16 protein-coding genes, 1 tRNA gene and 1 pseudogene are annotated in these 19189 nt (G+C 69.2%); 13 read left to right on the top strand and 5 right to left on the bottom strand.

What is annotated here, in order from left to right:
• The first annotated feature begins 94 nt into the window (after positions 1–94).
• From ACUKCB_RS01075 to ACUKCB_RS01050, 6 genes are all read left to right on the top strand, one after another.
• Positions 95–1828 (top strand): substrate-binding domain-containing protein, encoded by a 1734-nt coding sequence (locus ACUKCB_RS01075; RefSeq protein WP_473038580.1) that lies wholly within the window; start codon positions 95–97, stop codon positions 1826–1828.
• Between the two features lie 365 nt (positions 1829–2193).
• Positions 2194–3957 (top strand): substrate-binding domain-containing protein, encoded by a 1764-nt coding sequence (locus ACUKCB_RS01070; RefSeq protein WP_473038579.1) that lies wholly within the window; start codon positions 2194–2196, stop codon positions 3955–3957.
• A 364-nt stretch (positions 3958–4321) separates the two neighbouring features.
• On the top strand, positions 4322–4972 hold the full coding sequence (locus ACUKCB_RS01065; protein WP_473038577.1) for a hypothetical protein: 651 nt from the start codon (positions 4322–4324) through the stop codon (positions 4970–4972).
• A gap of 99 nt (positions 4973–5071) precedes the next feature.
• Positions 5072–6892 carry a hypothetical protein gene (locus tag ACUKCB_RS01060; protein ID WP_473038576.1) on the top strand — a complete coding sequence of 607 codons (1821 nt, stop codon included), beginning with the start codon at positions 5072–5074 and terminating at the stop codon, positions 6890–6892.
• 94 nt (positions 6893–6986) lie between these two features.
• Entirely contained in the window at positions 6987–7637 is a 651-nt protein-coding gene (orn, locus tag ACUKCB_RS01055) for an oligoribonuclease (RefSeq protein ID WP_473038575.1), read from the top strand.
• Between the two features lie 67 nt (positions 7638–7704).
• A tRNA-His gene (locus ACUKCB_RS01050) sits at positions 7705–7780 on the top strand.
• Between the two features lie 838 nt (positions 7781–8618).
• Here ACUKCB_RS01050 and ACUKCB_RS01045 read toward each other — a convergent pair.
• Positions 8619–9116: an ATP-binding protein gene (locus tag ACUKCB_RS01045; protein WP_473038574.1), complete on the bottom strand. Its 498-nt coding sequence runs from the start codon at positions 9114–9116 to the stop codon at positions 8619–8621.
• Positions 9117–9292: 176 nt separating this feature from the next.
• Between ACUKCB_RS01045 and ACUKCB_RS01040 the strand changes: the two genes are divergently transcribed.
• Positions 9293–10120, top strand: coding sequence for a helix-turn-helix domain-containing protein (locus ACUKCB_RS01040; protein ID WP_473038573.1), 828 nt, complete (start codon positions 9293–9295; stop codon positions 10118–10120).
• Positions 10113–10289, top strand: coding sequence for a DUF397 domain-containing protein (locus tag ACUKCB_RS01035; protein WP_473038572.1), 177 nt, complete (start codon positions 10113–10115; stop codon positions 10287–10289). The genes ACUKCB_RS01040 and ACUKCB_RS01035 overlap by 8 nt, the downstream gene beginning before the upstream one ends.
• Before the next feature lie 3 nt (positions 10290–10292).
• Here the strand turns inward: ACUKCB_RS01035 and ACUKCB_RS01030 are convergent, their stop codons facing one another.
• Both ACUKCB_RS01030 and ACUKCB_RS01025 read right to left on the bottom strand, forming a co-directional pair.
• Complete coding sequence (locus tag ACUKCB_RS01030) at positions 10293–10763, bottom strand: NUDIX domain-containing protein (RefSeq protein ID WP_473038571.1); 471 nt, start codon at positions 10761–10763, stop codon at positions 10293–10295.
• Positions 10764–10834: 71 nt separating this feature from the next.
• Positions 10835–10975: pseudogene (locus tag ACUKCB_RS01025) on the bottom strand (adenylate cyclase); the annotation flags it as partial.
• Positions 10976–11214: 239 nt separating this feature from the next.
• On the opposite strand from ACUKCB_RS01025, the gene ACUKCB_RS01020 reads away from it, so the two are divergent.
• Positions 11215–11769: a hypothetical protein gene (locus ACUKCB_RS01020; RefSeq protein WP_473038570.1), complete on the top strand. Its 555-nt coding sequence runs from the start codon at positions 11215–11217 to the stop codon at positions 11767–11769.
• Positions 11770–11898: 129 nt separating this feature from the next.
• Here the strand turns inward: ACUKCB_RS01020 and ACUKCB_RS01015 are convergent, their stop codons facing one another.
• Positions 11899–12555, bottom strand: coding sequence for a YdcF family protein (locus ACUKCB_RS01015; protein ID WP_473038569.1), 657 nt, complete (start codon positions 12553–12555; stop codon positions 11899–11901).
• A gap of 189 nt (positions 12556–12744) precedes the next feature.
• Between ACUKCB_RS01015 and ACUKCB_RS01010 the strand changes: the two genes are divergently transcribed.
• The 4 genes from ACUKCB_RS01010 to ACUKCB_RS00995 all read left to right on the top strand — a co-directional run bounded on the left by ACUKCB_RS01010 (position 12745) and on the right by ACUKCB_RS00995 (position 17504).
• Positions 12745–13392: a mycothiol-dependent nitroreductase Rv2466c family protein gene (locus tag ACUKCB_RS01010; RefSeq protein ID WP_473038568.1), complete on the top strand. Its 648-nt coding sequence runs from the start codon at positions 12745–12747 to the stop codon at positions 13390–13392.
• A 157-nt stretch (positions 13393–13549) separates the two neighbouring features.
• Entirely contained in the window at positions 13550–14293 is a 744-nt protein-coding gene (locus tag ACUKCB_RS01005; RefSeq protein ID WP_473038567.1) for an NUDIX hydrolase, read from the top strand.
• Positions 14290–15435: a 5'-methylthioadenosine/S-adenosylhomocysteine nucleosidase family protein gene (locus ACUKCB_RS01000; RefSeq protein ID WP_473038565.1), complete on the top strand. Its 1146-nt coding sequence runs from the start codon at positions 14290–14292 to the stop codon at positions 15433–15435. The genes ACUKCB_RS01005 and ACUKCB_RS01000 overlap by 4 nt, the downstream gene beginning before the upstream one ends.
• Complete coding sequence (locus ACUKCB_RS00995) at positions 15432–17504, top strand: hypothetical protein (protein WP_473038563.1); 2073 nt, start codon at positions 15432–15434, stop codon at positions 17502–17504. Before ACUKCB_RS01000 ends, ACUKCB_RS00995 begins: the two co-directional genes overlap by 4 nt.
• A 478-nt stretch (positions 17505–17982) precedes the next feature.
• Here the strand turns inward: ACUKCB_RS00995 and ACUKCB_RS00990 are convergent, their stop codons facing one another.
• Positions 17983–19131, bottom strand: a complete 1149-nt coding sequence (locus ACUKCB_RS00990) for a DNRLRE domain-containing protein (RefSeq protein ID WP_473038562.1) — start codon at positions 19129–19131, stop codon at positions 17983–17985.
• Positions 19132–19189: the final 58 nt, after the last annotated feature.

The raw sequence follows: 19189 nt of genomic DNA, 5'->3' as shown, positions 1-19189 counted from the left end.
GGGGCGCCGGGCGCAGCCCCCGCGCCGCCCCTGAAGACCGGCCCCCGGGAGGCTTCGCCCGGAGGCCGGGGACAGCCACACCCCCGGAGTGCCCGTGCCCAGTGGACGCCACCGTCTTTCCTCGCCGACCGCCGCCACCACCCGCAGGGTGGCGGGCTCGCCGCTGGGGATCACCGCGATCGTCGTCGCCCTGATCGCCCTCACAGCGATCGCCGTCCCGGTCACCATGAACGCCCTCGGCTGCGGCGACACCCGCTACCTGCGGGTGTCCGCCACCCAGAGCACCGCCCCCGTCATGCGCGAGGCGGCGTCGGAGTTCAACTCCGCCGAGCACAGCTACGGCGGCGAGTGCGTGTACGCGCAGGTCGACGAGATCCCGCCGCACCGCATCCTGAACGCCCTGACCGGCAGTCGGCCCGGCGACTCCACCATCGCCCCGCACGTGTGGGTGCCGGAGTCCTCCGCCTGGGTCGAGCTGGCCCGGGTCTCCGACGGCGGCGCGCACGGCATCGAAACCGACCCGCCCTCCCTGGCCAGCTCCCCGGTCGTGCTCGCCGCACCGCCGGACACCGAGGGGATGCCCGACCAGGACGACGCCGGCTGGAGCCTGCTGCTCCCCGGTGAACGCGACCCCGACCGCCCCGTGGTGATGGTCGACCCCAACCGGGGCGCCGACGGCATGACGGTCATGCACGCGATCCGCGAACACCTGGGCACCGGGGACGAGGCGGACACCGCGATGACCGACTTCGTCCGCGACGTGCAGCTGGACAGCGCGTTCGGCGAGATCGACCTGACCACGGTTTTCACCGGTTCGGCCGCCGCGAACCAACGGGTGGACCCGGTCATCGCCGTACCCGAGCAGGCGGTGGTGTCCTACAACGAACGCCGGGCGGACTCCGCACCCCGGCTCCGGGCCCACTACGTCAGTGAGGGCACCGTCAACCTGGACTACCCGTACGTGACCACCACCGACGACTCCGTGCTCCGGTCGGCCGCCGCCGACCTGTACGAGGTCGTCCGGGGCGGCACCTACCGGGAACGCATGCGCGAGCTGGGCTTCCGCGACCCGAACGGGGAGGCGTCGCCGGTGCTGGCCGGCCGGTCCGGGATCATCGCGGATCCGCCCGCCACGCACGAGAACCTGACCGGTGACGCCCTGCTGGCGTCGGTCACCGACTGGAACCGGCTGTCCATGCCCAGCCGCACGCTGGTGCTGGCCGACGCCTCGGAGAACATGTCGGAGAGCCTCGACGACGGGACCGAGCAGATCGAGGTCGCCAAGCAGGCGGCGCTCATGGGGCTGGCGATGTTCCCGGACGAGACCGACATGGGCCTGTGGCTGATGTCGGAGGAGCTCGGTGAGAACGGCCGCGAGGAGTCCGCCGACATGCACCCGCTCGGCTCGGCGGACGACGGTGACGTCACCCGGCGCCAGGAGATGACCGAGGTGGCCGAGGAGCTGGAGGTCGCGGGCGGGGGCTCACGCCTGTACGACAACATCCTGGCCGCCTACGACCAGGTGCAGGACAACTTCCACGAGGACAAGATCAACAGCGTCATCCTGTTGACCGCGGGACAGGACGAGGGATCCAGCGACATCTCCCACGAGGAGCTGATCGCGGCCCTGCAGGACCGCTTCGACCCGCGGCGGCCGGTCACGATGTTCGTCATCGGCTTCGGCGAGGGGGCCGACGAGCGCGAACTGGCGCAGATCGCGCGGGCCACCAGTGGTTCCTCCTTCGTGGCCGAGGACCCTGCGGAGATCGGGGACTTCTTCCTCAGCTCGATCTCGCGGCGTCTGTGCGTGCCCAACTGCGACAACTGACACGACGGCCGAACAGACCCCAGAAGGGTCTCGATTCGGTATCGGAATGGTTTTTCGGGCCGACCATTTCCCCGGGATTCATTCCGGACCGGACAAGTCGGATTTCCCAGGGTGGACGGTACTCCGTAGGCAATCCCGACACACCTGACCCGATCGCCGCCGCGCAGCCCGGCGCCCCGGGTCTCATTCACGAAGCTTGGGGTGTTGAGTACCGTTCCCACCAGTAACCCTCCCGTGTTCGCCTCACTCCGGCACCGACCCGGAGGCCGAACCGGCGCGTACGGGACCGCCCGTACCGCACACCCCTGTACCGACTCATCCCCCTGTACGACACCTCGTCCGTACACCACCCCGTGAGGAAAGCTGTGGGACGTCACCGCGGAAAATACGCAGAAGAACCCTCCGGCCGGAGCAGACGCCGCCGCGGCCGTGGCGGAGCCTTCGCCGCGCTGGCCGCCGCGATGGTGATCGTGGTCGGACTCGCCGTGGCGGGCGTGTACATGTTCGGGCAGGGGGACGGCTGCGGCGGCTCCGACATCGAGCTGGACGTCGCGGTCAGCCCCGAACTGGGCCCCGCGCTGGCCGACGTCGCCGGCGACTTCAACGCCGAGGAACACAAGGTCGACAACAACTGTGTGCGCGCCAACGTGCGCCAGGTCGACTCGGCCAACGTCGCCTACAAGATCACCGGGTCCGGCGCCACCATGGGCGACACCGAATCCGACGTGTGGATCCCGGACTCCTCCGTGTGGCCGCGGCTGGTCCAGAGCCAGTCCGGGGACGCCGTCATCACCGAGACCGGCACCTCCCTGGCCCGCAGCCCGCTGGTCCTGGCCGAGCTGGCCGAGTTCGCCGAGGCCGACGACGGCGAGACCACCTGGATGGACGTGGTCCCCACCGCCGCCCCCGGCGAGGAGAGCGACCGCACCGTCCGCGTGGTCGACCCGGCCCGCAGTTCCAGCGGGCTCGGCACCCTCTACCTGCTGCACGGCGCTCTGGAGGAGGCCAGTCCCGACGCCGACACCTTCAACGCGCACATGACCGCCGCGCTGCAGTCCCTGCACCAGGGCGCCTCCGCCGACGAGGACGCCGCCTTCCTGGCACTGAGCGGCGGCGGCGCCGAGGCCCCGCCCGTGATGGTGATGTCGGAGCAGGCGGTGTGGCGCTACAACGCGGCCCACGCCGACGCCGCCGCCCAGCCCAGCTACCTCAGCGACGGCACCTACTTCCTCGACTACCCGTACATCGTGCGCAGCGAGGACAGCGACATCACCCGCGCCGCCGAGGTGTTCCGGACCGCCGTGCGCACCGACGAGGCCGTCCAGCGCTTCGTCGACGAGGGCTTCCGCGGCCCCGACGGCGAGGTCAACGGCTCCGTGCTGGCCGAGGAGGCCGGGTTCCGCGCGGACGAGCCCGCCGAACTGCCCGCGCCTTCCGAGGGTTCGATCACCGAGCTGACCCGTTCCTGGAACCAGCTGAAGATGGACTCCCGGGTACTGACCATCGTCGACGTCTCCGGGTCGATGCTGGCCGAGGTGCCCGGCACCGGGCTGACCCGAATGCAGGTGGCCGGTGCCGCCTCCGCGGAGGGCCTCCAGATGTTCTCCGACAGCTCCGAGCTGGGCCTGTGGAAGTTCTCCACCAACGTCAACAACGACCTGCACTACCAGGAGATCGCCCCGATAAGGGAGCTGCAGGCCACCGACGACGCCGGGAACGCGCACCGCGACGTGATCGGCACCGCGCTGCAGGGCCTGGAGCCGCTCCCGCAGGGCGACACCGCGCTGTACGAGACCTACCTGGCCGCCTACCAGGAGATGTCGCGCACCTACCGGCCCGACCGCACCAACGTGGTCCTGATGCTCACCGACGGGGACAACGACAACCCCGGCGGGCTGGAGTTCGAGGAGCTGATGTCCCAGATCGACTCCCTCGCCAGCCCGACCCGGCCCATCCCGATCATCACGATCGCCTTCGGCCCCGACGTGCAGAACCTGGAGCCGCTCCAGGAGATCGCGGCGGCCACCGGGGGCGCGGCGTACATGACCGAGGACCCGACCGAGATCGGGGACATCTTCCTCCAGGCGTTCTCGCTGCGCATCGCCGACGACGGGAACGAGGAGGAGTAGGCACCGGGCGGGCCCCGCACCGGGGTCCGCCCGCACCGGGGTCCGCCCGCGCCGGTTCGCCGGGCCCGGCGAAGGCGGACCGACCGGGACGCGGCAGTGCGCCGCGTCCCGGTCGTGCTCGTTGCGGCCCGGGCACTCCGCAGTGGTCCGGGCGGTGCCCTTCGGGCCCCTTCCGCTCGGCTCCCTTCCGCCGAACGGGAAAGGCGGAACGGAAGGTGACATGAACCTATCCACCGCCCGCGCGGCTATGGACTTCTCCACCGGGGTGGCGTACCACGGGAAGGACCTGGATCCGTTACCCGGGCGCCTTTCCCGCCCCGGATCCACAGGACCGAGACCCGGTGCGGCCGGATTGGGGAGTGCCATGGCGAAGGCGTGGATGCCCGGTGCCGAGAGGATCGACGGAGGGGCCGTCCGAACCGCCACCGGGGCCGGCGCCCCGCGCGCCGTATGGACGGTGACCGGATCGGACCCGAACGCGTGGTCGGCGAAGGAGGAGGCACACCGGCTGGTCCAGAAGGGGGAAAGCGTCCACCTGGTGTGGAACCCGATGACCGGTGCCGTGGCACAGGCCCTGGCCGCCACCCGGCGGAGCGGTCTCGCCCTGGGCAGCACCTCCCGGCACGGACTGTGTCTGGAGCACGGTGACGAGGGCCGGGTCTGCCTGGTGGTCGCCGTGGTCGCCACGGAGGAGGAGCCGTTCACCGATGGCTCCCTCGTCGGGCTGGCCCCGATCGTGGACTGGCTGGAGTCGTGGGGTGTGTCCAGGAGCTGGCCGGCCGGACCGCCCGGTGTTCGGAATGAGCGTCCCCCCTCCCCGGAGGAAACGGTCCGGGTGTGGTCCCGGGGCGGTCACTTCGGCCACGGCCAGGTTCCGGGTTCGCTGTCGACCGCGCCCGGCCGGGTGATGCCGGAGCGTGTGCTGACCGCCGGTCTGCACGGGACGGTTCCGGCGGCGAGACCTTCCCATTTATCACGGAAACACCCCAACCCTCAACCCTCCGTAACCACATAAGCGCCCGAGCGGCGGGACAAAAGCGCCAAAACCCCACCATCGCGAAGAATCGGATACCACTGGTTAAGTACAGCTCCAAAACCCCTTAGTCTGTCGCCCATGGGTGGATCTATCGAGCCGGGTTGGTACGCCGACCCGCAGGGCGACGCGCAGACGCTCAGATGGTGGAACGGCGACGAGTGGACGAGGCATACCCGTTCACTGAGCGAACTCCAGGGCGGCGCCGACGGCTCCGACGAGGAAGCCGCCACCACCGACCTGGGCGAGCAGAACAGGGACGGCTCCCCGTCTCCCGACGATGACGAGGAGGACACGGTCCGCCTCGGCTCCTCCTCGTCGTCAGCACCGATCGACGACGAACCCAGCACCATGCGGATCAATCCGTCCTGGGAGCAGACCTCCGCGCCCTCGCAGCCCTCGTCCTCCACCCCCACCCCCGGCGACGACGAGCCCAGCACCATGCGGATCGACCCGTCCTGGGCCCGACAGGCCTCGGAGCCGGACAGCGCGGCCGGTCCCCCCGCGGCACCGGTCGACGACGAACCCAGCACCATGCGGATCAGCCCGTCCTGGCGCCAGGACCCGGCCGACGAGGAGCCGACCGCCGACCTCAGCGACGACGAGGCGACCGCGGACCTGGGCGGCGGTCCCGGAGCCACGATGCGGGTCAGCCCCTCCGACCTGCCCGGCGCGGGCGACGACACGCCCGATGCCGGTGAGGACGAGGTCCCCACGGCCAACCTGGCCGACGAGGGCATCGGCGACACGCCCCGCACCGCCGTCTTCGATCCCGGCAGCATCGGTGACACCCCGCGCACCGCCGTGTTCAACCCCGGCGGCGACCAGCCCGGCGGGCCCGGTGGCACCGCCGTCTTCGACCCCAACGACCCGGCGTTCGCGGGCGGTGCGGGCGAGGACGACGGCAAGGGCGGCAAGTTCAACAAGTTCCTCGGCAACCTCAAGGAGGGTTGGTCGGACCTGTCCGAGGAGCGCAAGGAACAGCGCCGTCAGGCCGAGGCGGAGGCCGCCCAGAAGCGCGAGGAGGAGCGGGTCCGCAAGGAGGCCGAGGCCAAGCAGCAGGCCGAGGAGGAGCGCAGGCGGGCCGAGGAGGCCCAGCAGCACGCCCCCGCCGCCCCCGAGCAGCCCCAGGCCGGCACCCCGCAGTCCGCGGGTGTCCCGCCCGCCGGATGGACCCCGCAGAACCCGGGCCAGCCGCAGCCCCCGTCCGGACCGAACCAGCCCCCGTCGGGTGCGAACCAGGCTCCGTCGGGCGCACAGCCGGGCCACGGCCCCGCCGTACCCCCGGGCGGTCCGGCCCAGGGGGGTTTCCCGGGCCAGCAGCCGCCGTCCGGCCCGCAGCACCCGCAGTCGGGGCCGAACCAGCCGCCCTCCGGTGCCCAGTACGGCTACCAGCAGCAGGGCTACCCGCCGCCCGGACAGCCGCACCAGCAGTTCGGACCGCCGCCCGGCGGCTTCCCGCCGCAACAGCAGATGGGCCACCGGCCCCCGATGCCCCCGCAGGGTCCGCCGCCCGGGCAGTGGGGCCCGCCCGGCGGTCCCGGACCGCGCCCCGGCCAGCCGCACATGGGCGGCCCTCCCGGAGGTCCGCCGCCCGGAGGCCCCGGCCGTCCGCCGCAGGGCCCCATGGGCGGCCCTCCCGGCGGACCGCCCCCCGGCGCCCCCCAGTGGGGCCCGCACGGCGGCCCCGGGCAGAACCCGTACGGGCCGCCGCCCCAGCAGCCGCCCACACCGCCCAGGAAGAAGCGCGGTTGCGGATGCGGCTGCTTCTTCCTGGTCCTGATCGTGCTGGTTCTGCTGGCGCTGGCCTACCTCCAGTTCTGGGACGTGTGGGACTGGATGTACGACATCTTCGACGTCGGTGAGCCGCAGGGCGTGTCAGACCCCTACGTCTGGGACTGACCCGGTAGCGAGCAACGATGAGGGGCGGCGGGCCGAGGCCCGCCGCCCCCTTCGCGTCTGCGGGCCGGTCCGCCCAGCCTCTAAGCTGACCGGTATGAATGACAGTTTGGTGTGGATCGACTGCGAGATGACAGGCCTCGACTTCGAGAACGACGCACTTATCGAGGTGGCCTGTCTGATCACCGACGGGGACCTGAACATCCTCGACGAGGGTGTGGACGTCGTGATCAAGCCGCCGCAGGAGGCCCTGGACCGGATGGGCGACTTCGTCCGGGACATGCACACCACCTCGGGGCTCCTGGCGGAGCTGGACAAGGGCGTGACCCTGGAGGAGGCCGAGGACCGCGTCCTCGAACACATCCGCCAGTACGTGACCGAACCGCGCAAGGCACCCCTGTGCGGCAACTCCATCGCCACGGACCGCACCTTCCTGGCACGCGACATGCGCCGGATCGACGATTTCCTGCACTACCGGATGGTGGACGTCTCCTCGATCAAGGAGCTTCTGCGCCGTTGGCACCCGCGTGTCTACTACGCCAGCCCGGAGAAGAAGGGCGGCCACCGCGCCCTCGCCGACATCACCGAGAGCATCCGTGAGCTGCGGTACTTCCGCGCTGCGGCGTTCGTCCCCGAGCCCGGACCGAGCTCGGCCACGGCCCGCGCCATCGCCGCCGAGGTGGTCGACGGGGGCACCGGTCTGAGAGCACGTGACGCGGCTCTCGCCAAGACGGACCCGGAAAACTGATCGAAGCACTCCTCGGAGTCCGCTAAGCTTTCATACGTACGCAGGGCCGAGAGGCCAGGCGGACGTGGTGGGTGTAGCTCAGCCGGTAGAGCACTTGGTTGTGGTCCAAGAAGTCGCGGGTTCAAGTCCCGTCACTCACCCCAGAGCCGGAAGGCCCTGATCCAGCGGATCGGGGCCTTCCGCGTGTTCGGACCCGTCGGGTCCAAGGATCAGGTGGCCGGCAGGCTCAGCGAGGTGCGCACCGCAGCGGCCAGATCATCGAACTCCCCCGGGTCACCCCCAACCGGTTCCTGTCGTGCGCGGGGCCGTGCCTGCTCCGGGCCACCAAACAAGTAGGGACGCACCCCGCGCACCCCGTCGTTGTCCACACACCACCCCTGCTGCTCCGAGGGACGCGGACGCCGGGGTCGCGGGACCCGCACCGGCCCGGGACCAGGCTCGGGCTCGTTTCCAACGGCCCCGAGAACATTCGACCTCCTGCGCCGCACCTCGTGCGAGGGGGCGGGGATGGCCCTGGGAGTCGCGCGGCGCTCCAGCACCAACCGACCTTCGTGCCTGGAGCGCTCGTTGTTCCGACGCGGTGAGACTTCGAGCGGGCTGCACAGCACAGCGGCCAGGACCGCGCCGAACAGCCACCGCACTCGCTGTCCCCAGCCCCGCACGGGTTTGCGATGCCTGCCAGTAGGCTTCTCCACGGATCTCCTCCTGCTTACTCAGGTGGGGATTTCAGCCCCGGCCCGGTGCCACTAACACCGCGTCGGGGCGCCTCCACTTCACTGCTCTTCTTTGTTCTGCGGCATGAGCGGGTGTCTCTGGCCCCGAGCCCACACACCACCCGGAACTGCGCTTCCCATCCACGCCACACAGGGACCACGGCCCTGGATCCCCGCTGAACACACCGCTCCCGCGAGGGATGGTCGATGTTCGCTTGGGTGAGCAAGGTGCTTCAACCCCTGTCGACCACAACCCGGCCGCGCGGTCTCACACAGCCATCCGGGTTCGTCCGGACCGGTCGAAAGCGGCACGAACCATCAACCCGCCGTCGGGCTCGCGGGTGAAGTCCCAGTACAGGGCCATCGCGTCCACCAGGGCCAACCCGTAACCGCCCTCCGCCAGCGTCTGTCCCGGCGCCTGCTGTCCCGGCAGCGGGCAGACCTCAGGCACGGTCGCCTCCGCACCGGGGCGGGGTCCATCGTCAGTGACACGGAGCAGGAACAGCCGGCGTCGCCGCTCGATCTCGATACGAACCCGCCCACCGGGCAGCCCCGAAGCGGTGTGCTTCAACGCGTTGGTGTGCAGCTCGGAGAGTGAGACCAGCAACGGATCCGCGCAGACGGGGGTGGTGCGGGCCACGTGAGTGGCCCAGCTACGGGCGGCCTTGAGATGCCAGAGCTGGTGCCCGCACTCCAGGGACCCCTGGGCCGGATCCGTGCAGCGGATCCGCCGTGGCAGGTCGAGGGGTGGCCGGGTGGGAGTCATGGAATCCACCGGTTCCTTTCGTCGTCGCGCTGATGGCTGCGGGCCCGCGACAGAAAGGATGTGGCCTGGGGCGATGGTGTGTGAAGGCTGCTCGGAGAGCTCACGAATCTTCCATATGCGCTTGGAATTCTCTGGAATCCCCCACGAGTCATCGCCCCTTGTGTTCCTATGGCTACATGCACACAGACGAACGGGATCTGAAGGCATTCGGGCGGGAGCTACGCAGGCTTCGAGTAGAAGCAGAGCTGACCCAGCAGGCCCTGGCCCGAAGGATCAGCCAGCGCGGCACGACCATCAGCGATTCACACCTGTCCGACGTCGAGAACGGCCGAGCCATGGCCCGGCCCTGGTTGAGGAAGTTCCTGGACGAGGTCCTGGAGAGCGACGGCAGGCTGGACAAGCTCTGGGAGGAGCTCACCGGCTCCGGTCGCCAGGTGTGGCTGCACGAAGTCACCAAACGCACCCACGATGCCGACGCCCTGTTCGAGTACCAGCCTCTGGTGTTCCCGGTTTATCTCCAGACACAGGAGTACTCGTACGCACTCATCCGATACGGAGCACCATGGCTTTCCCAGGAGCAGGTCCTCGCCCTCGCCAAGGAGAGGAACCACCGGGCAAAGCGCATGGCAGAGGCCACCTCTCCGGTGATCTGGCTGATTATCGACCAAAGCGTGCTCTGGCGACGCTACGGCTCCCCGCAGGTGCAAAAAGAGCAGTTGGCGTATGTAGCCCATCAGATCGAGCGTGAACGGGTCACTGTGCAGATGCTTCCGATCCGGGCACCACGGCACGCGGGGACGTCGGGGCCGAGGCGGATCATCACCACAGCAGACGAACCCGAGGTGGTGTACATGGAATCCGCTGAGGAGGGGCGCATCATCTCCGGCTCAGCGGACATCAACCGGAGCCGTATGGTGTTCACTGCTCTACAGGGAGCCGCCAGGGACCCACAGGAAACACTGCAAGCAATCCACGACGAGATGAAGGCGATTGATAATGAGTGACTGGCACAAGAGCAGCTATAGCGGTGGAACCAACGAATGCGTCGAAGCCCGGGAGCACCAGGCCGGAGCCGATGTGCGAGACACCCAGAACAGGGAACTGGGCCACCTGTCCTTCACCCGCACGGAGTGGAACGCCTTCGTCGAGACCACTCTCCACAGCCACCGGTAATCCTTACGCGACGATCTCGCCGCTCTCCAGATAGAGCGTGGTCCCCTCACGACGTGCACGGTCCCCTTGAGCGATCCTTCGAGCGAGCCGGGGGATCGTCACCCTCTCTGCTGAGGACACACCGTGAAACTCATACCCGGCCAGTTCGGCTGGGTCGAGAACAACCTGGTCTAGCCACTGCCGGCCGAGCACCCCTCCATCGAAGACAAACAGCTGTTTGTCTCCTTCAGAGGGGTTGGGCGCCCAGTCCACGACCAGAAGTCGACCGATCGGCGGGGTGATCCCCAATTCTTCCTCCACCTCGCGCACCACGGCTTGTGTCGGTGTCTCCCCGTGCTCGATGTACCCGCCGGGGATCTCCAGGTAGTCCTTGTAGGTCGGGGCCACCATCATCACCCGCCCCAGCTCATCGAAAAATAGAGCACCGGCGGCCACCCGGGGGCGGGCGAAGGATTCAGTGGGATCAGAGGCCATGCCCAGACACTAGCCACCTCCCCCGGCCCGACAGGCGTCGGAACAAGAGCCGAGGAAGCGACCAACCCTCCTCAGGCACCAAAGCGCAGATCCGCGATGCCGGACAGGTCGATGCCGTAACGGGCATAGACCTTCGTGGTGTTCTCACCCGTCAGATCCGCCTCGTCGAAGCCGAGCAGCACGACCACCCGCACCACCTCGGCACGGCTGTCGGTGACGGTGCTGCGGTTGCACCACACGCGACTGGCAGCAGACGAGGCTCCTGGCGTACAGCCCCCTGTGTCCGGAGTCCAAGCCCAGCTCTGAAAGCTCTGTGCCCACCTCTGACACGAAGCGTGTTCGAATGACAACTACACTACGCTTTGCACCTACTTCAGCGGTTCCGCCCCGCGAGCCACGGCACGAGCCGACCGCGGCGGGGCTCCCCCTCATCCTCACCACGAAGGCCCCCATGTACCCCCAGCCTCCGCAGCCCGGCCCGACCCCCTCCCTGGAGCAGGCCCCCGCTCCCGGCCCGGTAAACATCGTGGCCGTGATGCTCTGGCTCACCGTGACCGTCGCGCTGATCGTTCTCACCATCAACATGGCCACCGCGCCCATGGCCGGTGTGGAGCCCGGCTACGCGTTCGGCGCCTCGCTGCACTACCTCGTGATCGCCGCGCTCCTGGGTGTGACCGCTGTCCCCCTCATCCGCGGCCACTCCTGGGCGCGAACCATGACCAAGGTCGTCCTGATCATCCAGATCGTCCTGCAGTCGCTCTCCCTGCTCGGCGGAACCGGTTTCTTCTGGGCGCTGCTCCTGCTCCCGATGGCCATCACCGCGCTGGTCCAGCTGCACCACCCCCTGTCCAAGTGGTTCTTCGCGGTCCACAACCCGGCAGCCAACCAGGAGTACCTGCGCCAGCACGCGGTGCCCTACTACCCACAGCAGCAGTACCCGCCGCAGGGTTACGGCCAGCAGCCCCCGCAGTACGGCCCCTGGAACCAGAACCCCCACCAGCGGTAACCTCTGCGGTGTCCGGTGCGCGCACCGACCACGGCGAAGAACCGGTCAGGTGATGTCGTGGTTCCGTGGGTGCTGCCAGGACTGGCTGGACCACTCTCAGCGGAACGCCCCCAGTCCCTCCGACCGAGGTCAGCTCTGGATCAGGCGGCTGTCGAACCCTGATGCGACAAGGACCCCGTAGGCCTCACGCACCGCCCGGGGGACGTCCTGCTCGATGGCGAACCCGAGCTTGGGATACTCCATCACCCGCTGGAGGTCACCGACCATCATGTCGATGACGAGCCCGGCGTCCCCGATCTCCTTGACGTAGTCGCCCAGGCCCAGCGGCGCGGAGGCACACACCACCTCGACCTCGGGCCACAGTTTCCGCGCGGTCGCGAAAGCACGCCGTTCCATGTAGGGCATGCAGACCAGGAGCACGGCGGCGGGGACGATGCCGTTCGCCGCCAGGACCCGGCGGGAGAAGGTGATGTTCTGGCCGGTGTTCGACGCCTCCGGTTCCACCAGGACCACGGAGTCGGGGACACCGAGTTCCATGGCCCGCTCACGGAAGTACACCGCCTCCCCTGCCGGGAACACCTCGGCGGTCGAGGGGCTGTTCCCACCGGTGAACACCAGAGCCGGAAAGAGCCCTGCGTGGTACAGCTCGGCGGCGTACTCGGCGACGCCGATGTCGTTGCAGCCCAGAGCAATCGCCACGTCACACGGCCGCACCCGGTGGCGCATGCGGTGGTACTCCCAGATCGATTCCGCGTGCCGCCACTGCTCCCGAGTGATGGCCCCCATGTACCCCTCCTCTGGTCCTCGGACCAGGTCTCCTGCTCGACCCCGCGGCCCACCGGTTTCCGTCTCCACCACACCTCGGCCCGCTGGCCGGGCCGCTGCTGTCGACGTTCGGCGTCGGGGCCGGGGCGCTGTCGTTCACACTGGCAGTTCACCCCGAAAAACAGCAGACCCTGTTCCGAAGGAAAGATCATGGCGACACGGACCGTGGACTTCTGGTTCGACCCGGCCTGCCCCTACACCTGGCTCACCTCGCGGTGGCTCCTGGAAGCGGCGAAGGTCCGGCCCCTGGAGGTGCGCTGGCGCATCATGAGCCTGTCGGTGCTCAACGAGGACCGCGACGACGATCCGGAAGGCGACCCCGAAGGCTACCTCTGGATACCCGTGCGCATCTGCGCGGCGGTGCTGCGCGAGCACGGGCAGGCGGCACTCGGCGATTTCTACGCAGCGCTCTGGGCGGACCGCGGCGGCGACGGGAAGCAGTGGCTCAACGACCCCGCTACCGCGCTGGTCGATGCGGGGCTGCCCGCGGAGCTGGCCGAGGCCGGGGTGTCGGACGCCTACGACGGTGCGGTGCGCGCCTCGCACGCCGAGGGCGTCGCCCTGCTCGGCGAGCGCACCGGCACCCCGATCGTCGCCGTCGCGGCGCCGAAGGATGACGCTGGAGCACCGATCGCGTTCAACGGTCCCGTCATCTCCCGGGTCCCCCGGGGCGAGGAGGCGGGGCGCCTGTGGGACGGGGCGCTGTTGATGGCGGGTGTCCCGGGTTTCCACGAGCTCAGGGGGACGCCCGCCGACCCGAACCCCGACGTCGGCGGTTGGGACGCCGATCCGGTGTAACGGGACCCGTGGTGGGCGCATGGCAGCAAGCACTTGGAAACCACCAGAAACATCAGCCACACGGGCTGATGGTCGGCACACCAGCCAAAGAGCGACCACGGGCACCAATTTCCGAGAATAGCTTTTTGTTGAACTGACAAGAAGCTAGGCTCGCGGCATGCCGAACGAAACGTGGCAACCACCCCCCGTACTGCTGACCGTCGACCTGGTGATCCTGACCCTGCGGTCATCGACCCTCCACGTCCTGGTCATCGAGAGGGGCATCGCCCCCTACAAGGGCCACTGGGCCCTTCCCGGAGGGTTCATCTCAAACGCGGGCGAGGACATCGTCGACGCGGCCCGAAGGGAACTCCGCGAAGAGGCCGATCTCGATGCGACCTCGCTGCACCTGGAGCAGTTGGGCACCTACGGCCGCCCCGACAGGGACCCGCGCGGTCGCATCGTCTCCGTCGCCCACCTCGCCATCGCGCCGGGGCTTCCGGAACCGGAAGCGGGCACCGACGCCTCGGCGGCCTCCTGGCGCCCCGTCGAAGAATTCACTTCGGGTCGAAGATCCCTCGCCTTCGACCACCACCAGATCCTGGACGACGGCCTGGAACGCGCCCGCACGAAGATCGAACACACCTCGCTGGCCACGGCTTTCTGCGACGAAACCTTCACCATCACCGACCTGCAACGCGTGTACGAGGCGGTGTGGGGCTTCGAACTCGACCCGCGCAACTTCTACCGCAAGGTCCAAGCGGTACCCGGCTTCCTCACCCCCGTCGGCTCGGACAGACGCACCACCAGAGGACGCCCCGCCCGCCTGTTCCAAGCCGGCCCCGAGCACCTGCTGCGCCCCCCGATGATGCGTCCCCTGCCCCCGGACCAGAACCCCCCGACCAAGAGCGAGACGAAATGACGAGCAACGACCTTGTGGTGGTCCTGACCGCCCTGAACCTGGAATACGAAGCCGTACGCGAGCGGCTTGCCTCCCCCGAGGTGTACCGGCACCCCCGGGGCACCCGGTTCGAAATCGGCTCCCTGCCCGGCGGCCGTGGACGCGTCGTCCTCGGTCTGACCGGCAAGGGCAACCAGTCCTCCGCCGTTCTGACGGAAAGGGCCATCCAGGAATTCTCACCCGCCGCCCTGCTCTTCGTCGGAGTGGCCGGAGCCCTGTGGGACACACCGCTCGGCGACGTGGTCGTCGGAACGCACGTGTACGCCTACCACGGCGGGACCAGCGAGGACGACGGGCTCAAGGCCCGACCCCGTGCGTGGGAGTCGCCGCACGAGATCAGCCAGACGGCCGCGCACCTGGCCAGGCTCGGTACCTGGGACCGGTTCACCCCCGCGGAGCGGGCCCGGCCACGGGTGCACTTCGGCCCCATCGCCGCCGGGGAGATCGTGCAGAACTCCCGCGTCTCCCACGAGGCCGAATGGATCAGGCAGACCTTCAACGACGCCCTGGCGGTGGAGATGGAGGGGGCGGGGATCGCCCAGGCAGGACACCTGAGCGCGACACCGGTCGCGATCGTGCGCGGAATCAGTGACCGCGCGGACGGCGCGAAGGCCACCGAGGCGGATCGGAAGTGGCAGCCGATCGCCGCCGCGAACGCCGCCGCCTTCGCCCTCGAACTCGCCACCGAACTCATCGAAGCGGAGCCCCCCAGCATGCGCGAGAACAGCACCCCCCGCGACTCCGGCAGTGTCACCAACACCGCCCATGGCAGCGTCGGGGTCCAGGCCGGCCATGTCAGCGGCGGCACGTTCCACGTGGCGCTCAACTCCGCCGGGCCCGCCCCCGTCGACCTTCCCGACCAGCTCGCTGCGCTGCGGGAGGAAGTGTCCCGGGAGCGCTCCGCGGGCCGCATCGACGAGGAGACCCACGAGGCGGCCTCGAACGAACTCGACATCGCGAGCAAGGGAATCGAGGAGGCCACGCCTCAGGGCAGGAAGACCTCGCTGCTGGCCCTGAAGCGACTCATGGGGCTCCTGGGTGATCTGGCGTCGCTGGCCACCAAGGTCGGCACGCTGATCACCGCGGTGAAGGGGCTCTCATGAGCGGTGCCAACACCTCCAACAACGCCGGCCCGAACTCCTCCGTCGGAGCCCAGGTCGGCAACATGCGCGATTCCACCATCTACGTGGTGGGGCCCGAAGACCCACCCGAGCGCGATTTCGAAGTCGGATGCCGTTACCTCTCCGACGGAGTCCCGGTCAAAGCGAGGGAACACCTCGAACGAGCCTACGCGCGCGGATTCGACAGCCCGAAGATCCATTTCCACCGGGCTCTGGCCATCCTCAGCAAACGCTCCTACCGGGATCTCACAAGGGAGGATCGCACCGTCCTGGGAGCGCTGTCGGACCGAAGGGAACCAGCAGAACGCAACGAGTGGTGGCAGGGCCTGAACATCGTCTTCGCGCTCCTGTCCTGCGTGGACGGCTCGGGTGGAGACCCAACGGACACGATGGTTCGCCTGGACGCTTTGCCCGCCGCGCAGCGCAACCTGATCCTGCGCCATCTCGGTCTGGTACTCACCGGAGGTATGAAGCAGGGCGTGTGGCACAGGATCCAGGGGGACGCTGAACTGGAGCAACGCGCCCGCGAACGAGTCGACCGGGCCTGGGCCTACTTCGAGCCCGTACCCGCCAAGGCCAGAGCCAGGAGGCCCAGGCCGAAATCCACCACCGTCTGGGACGTCTTCGCAGGTCTGCTCCTGGCGAGCAGCTTCCTGCTCCCCGTCATGGTCATAACGAAGTCCGCCTTGGCTCAGGGGAGCCTGTTGGCGCTGATCTCCTGCTTGGCGATGTTCGTCTTCGGATCTGCCGCGGCCTGGCACATCGCTTTCTGGGACCACAAGCACCGGCGGAGGCTGGCGAAGGAAGAGGAGTACGGTTACCGGCGCTCGCGCGCACGTCCGCCCGAGCGCGGTTTCGCGGACCACGTGCAGCACACGTTCGACCACTACTTCGCCAGGTACGCCCCCGAACCGGAGAACAGGGACGCATGGCTCAGCCAGACCGCCGGTGTACGCCGGGCTCTGCGCGATGAGGTCGCCCGTGTCTACCGGGAGAGCGGCGTTCGAAAAGGAGAGGTGAACTGGCTGATCCGATTCATGGTGCGCGATGTTCGCCGGCGCTGGTCCGAAGGGCAACCGCTGGAGCCGGACGAGATCCACGCAGTGGGCACAGCGGTCAAGGCACGCAGCGTGGTTCTGTGCCTGCTCTCGGCGGCGGCGACCATGACGGTTCTCGGCATCGTGCTCCAGGAGGCGCCGGCCGCGACGGTGGGCTGCCTCCTCCTCGCCGGGGTCACCGGCCGATTCGCGATTCCCCTGTGGTTGAGGATCCACAGTGAACGCCGACGTCACAGCGAGGAGACTCACGAACGAGAGGAAGTCCTCAGGGCCCGGGAGGCCGAGTACGAGCGGTGGAAGGGCAAGCTCGAAGCGCTGATGCCCACCGAGACGGAGATGGAGTCCTGGTTGAACGCGGATAAGACCCTGATCCTCAACGAGGCCCTGAAGCACCACCGTCTGGTCTGGCCCGAGGTCACGACCCACGCCTTCCTCCCGACGCCGGACCGCCCCTGTAAGTCGGCCGGCGTGCAGGGAGGCCCTTGGCGACATTCGAAGTACGAGATCAGGGTTTTCCTGGTCACCAACGAAGGGATGCGGGAGGCAACGGCCAAACTCGACTTCGAGCGGGCACGGTGGCACCGCAGTGAACGGGACAACTACCGCTTCGAGGCGCTTTCGTCAGTCCAGGTGCAGATCAAAAGCGCACGGCGCTACACCCTGAACATCACACTGACCAACGGACCGACCAAGAGCATTCCGGTGTCAGACACTCCCGTTCACGAGCCGGAGGACGAGGAGCCGCAGACCGAAGCGTCAGATATCAACCTCGACGCCGCCGGTTTCTCCCACACGCTCCGCATCCTCGAAGGCATGGCTGCTGAGGGCAAACCCTGGTTCGAACGCGCGTCAGAGCCTCCTCCCGTTTTCGTGTCCGACCACCCCGGGACCGATACGTCTCCAGCGGGCGCCGCCGCACCAGCACAGGACGACACGGCACGACCCGAGCGGTCTGCTCGGCCTCTTGCGGACCGAGTGGCTCCTGTGCCGTGAGTCCGTGATGCGCCCGCGAGGGTGCACGCCTTCCGATCAGGAACCGGGAAGCACGGAGACGAGGGTTGCTGCCGTGATGGCCCTGAACGCAGCCTTCCCCTCTCCCCCGACTGGGGGCTGGGTCCGCCCCGGGGCCACCGAACCGGGCGGACGCCGGTGGCGGCCCGGAATCCTCCTGTGTGGTGCCCACGCACACAGGTGGTTCCGGACCACCGCGGCTCCCCAGCCAGAAGCCCTACCCGACTCCAGGCGTGGGTGCGTCCGGTGAGATGGACATCCTGTCGGCTGCACGGAATCGTCCCGTCACCGCAGACGGTCACTGCGCCCTGTGGCCGGTGCGGCTGGGGCACGACTCCTCGACCGTCCCGGGCCCCGCCCACCGTGGGGCTCGGGGAACGGCCCGTCCGACTTCCTCGGGTCGCCGCCGATGCGGTCCGCCGCCCAACCGGATCCGCATCGGGAGAGGGGGTGTCGTCTGTCAGCCGGTTTCCCGCGGTCGGTGAACCGGGGGGTGTCTTCCCTGCGACGTGGTGACCGGAGGTCCCCGGGCCCTGGGGACCGCGTCCCCGGCCTGTCGCCGGCGGTCGTCCGGAGGGGGCGGACGGCCGATGCGCTCCCCGCGCAGGGAACGGTCCGGCTCACCACCGGCCGGGAGCCGAGCGCCGAAGTTCGACTCCCGGGCACGGACGCCGTCCGCTCCCCCGGACCTGGGGACGGCGTCGACGGAGTGGGCCCCGCCCTCCGCCGCCTGGTGCGGCGCGGGGGCTGAGGTGCCCTCTTCGTGGACGGTGGCTTGACCGCCGGGGGACACGGCTTCCGGTGGCCCGCCCGGGTCAGGGGACGGGACCGGGGTTCGTTGCGGGCTGTGGTCGACGACCAGCACCGGAGGGTTGTCACGGACGTCGAAGCGGCGCCAGGCCGCGCTCCCGGACTCGTCCCGTTCGCCGAGCCGCAGGTGGATGTGGGCTTCTCCGTTGTCCACGGCCCACTGGTAGGCCTCGGTCACGTCGAACTCCACACCGCCGGGCGCGGGGCAGGCGGTGTGCCCGCCCCTGACGTTTCGGGTGTCGAGCAGGGCACGAGCCGTCGGCTGGTCGTTCCAGGTGGTTCCGGTGTGGAAGGGGTCGACCCGGTGCAACTGCACGAAGGAGTCGCTGCCGCAGTCATAGGACCACGCCACCTCGGCGCGGAGCACGGCGGAGTCCACGACGGTCTCGGATCCGAGGGCCACCGGGAACCGGAACAGGGCCCTGCGGGTGTAGACGCGGTCCCATGCGAGGCGTCCCGTACCCACGGTGCCGGTTCCGGTGCCGCTGTGGGGGCGGTCGGGGGAGGCACGGTCCACGTAGGTCCACAGGGAGTTCTCGACCTGGGTTCGGCCACCGCCGGAGCTTCCTGGAACGCGCGACCCGTCTGCGGAGGCACCGTCGGATCCGGCCGGACCCGCGGGGAGCTCGTCGGTCGACGCGGGCCTGCCCTGTACGCCGACCGGGTCCCCGTAGGCAGCCGTGTCCTCGGGGGTGGCGGGAGCCTCCTCGCCGACCGTGCCGGGCGCGGCTCCCCCCAGCAGAAGGGCCAGGGCGCAAGCCGCACCAACTGCCGTCGCGCGGGCCAGGGAACGACGCATTACGGGTGGTGCCTACACATTCCACATATGACTGAAAAGAATTCGGATGGGGCCTGTG

Source organism: Nocardiopsis moroccensis (genome assembly GCF_055763695.1).
This window is presented reverse-complemented; position numbering and strand designations above follow the sequence as displayed.

Coding starts and splice junctions, on each gene's coding strand:
- ACUKCB_RS01035 (WP_473038572.1), top strand. CDS start 10,113: ATGAGTGACTGGCACAAGAGCAGCTATAGCGGTGGAACCAACGAATGC.
- ACUKCB_RS01010 (WP_473038568.1), top strand. CDS start 12,745: ATGGCGACACGGACCGTGGACTTCTGGTTCGACCCGGCCTGCCCCTAC.
- ACUKCB_RS01045 (WP_473038574.1), bottom strand. CDS start 9,116: ATGACTCCCACCCGGCCACCCCTCGACCTGCCACGGCGGATCCGCTGC.
- ACUKCB_RS01065 (WP_473038577.1), top strand. CDS start 4,322: ATGGCGAAGGCGTGGATGCCCGGTGCCGAGAGGATCGACGGAGGGGCC.
- ACUKCB_RS01015 (WP_473038569.1), bottom strand. CDS start 12,555: ATGGGGGCCATCACTCGGGAGCAGTGGCGGCACGCGGAATCGATCTGG.
- ACUKCB_RS01000 (WP_473038565.1), top strand. CDS start 14,290: ATGACGAGCAACGACCTTGTGGTGGTCCTGACCGCCCTGAACCTGGAA.
- ACUKCB_RS00995 (WP_473038563.1), top strand. CDS start 15,432: ATGAGCGGTGCCAACACCTCCAACAACGCCGGCCCGAACTCCTCCGTC.
- ACUKCB_RS01030 (WP_473038571.1), bottom strand. CDS start 10,763: ATGGCCTCTGATCCCACTGAATCCTTCGCCCGCCCCCGGGTGGCCGCC.
- ACUKCB_RS00990 (WP_473038562.1), bottom strand. CDS start 19,131: ATGCGTCGTTCCCTGGCCCGCGCGACGGCAGTTGGTGCGGCTTGCGCC.
- ACUKCB_RS01005 (WP_473038567.1), top strand. CDS start 13,550: ATGCCGAACGAAACGTGGCAACCACCCCCCGTACTGCTGACCGTCGAC.
- ACUKCB_RS01040 (WP_473038573.1), top strand. CDS start 9,293: ATGCACACAGACGAACGGGATCTGAAGGCATTCGGGCGGGAGCTACGC.
- ACUKCB_RS01060 (WP_473038576.1), top strand. CDS start 5,072: ATGGGTGGATCTATCGAGCCGGGTTGGTACGCCGACCCGCAGGGCGAC.
- orn (WP_473038575.1), top strand. CDS start 6,987: ATGAATGACAGTTTGGTGTGGATCGACTGCGAGATGACAGGCCTCGAC.
- ACUKCB_RS01020 (WP_473038570.1), top strand. CDS start 11,215: ATGTACCCCCAGCCTCCGCAGCCCGGCCCGACCCCCTCCCTGGAGCAG.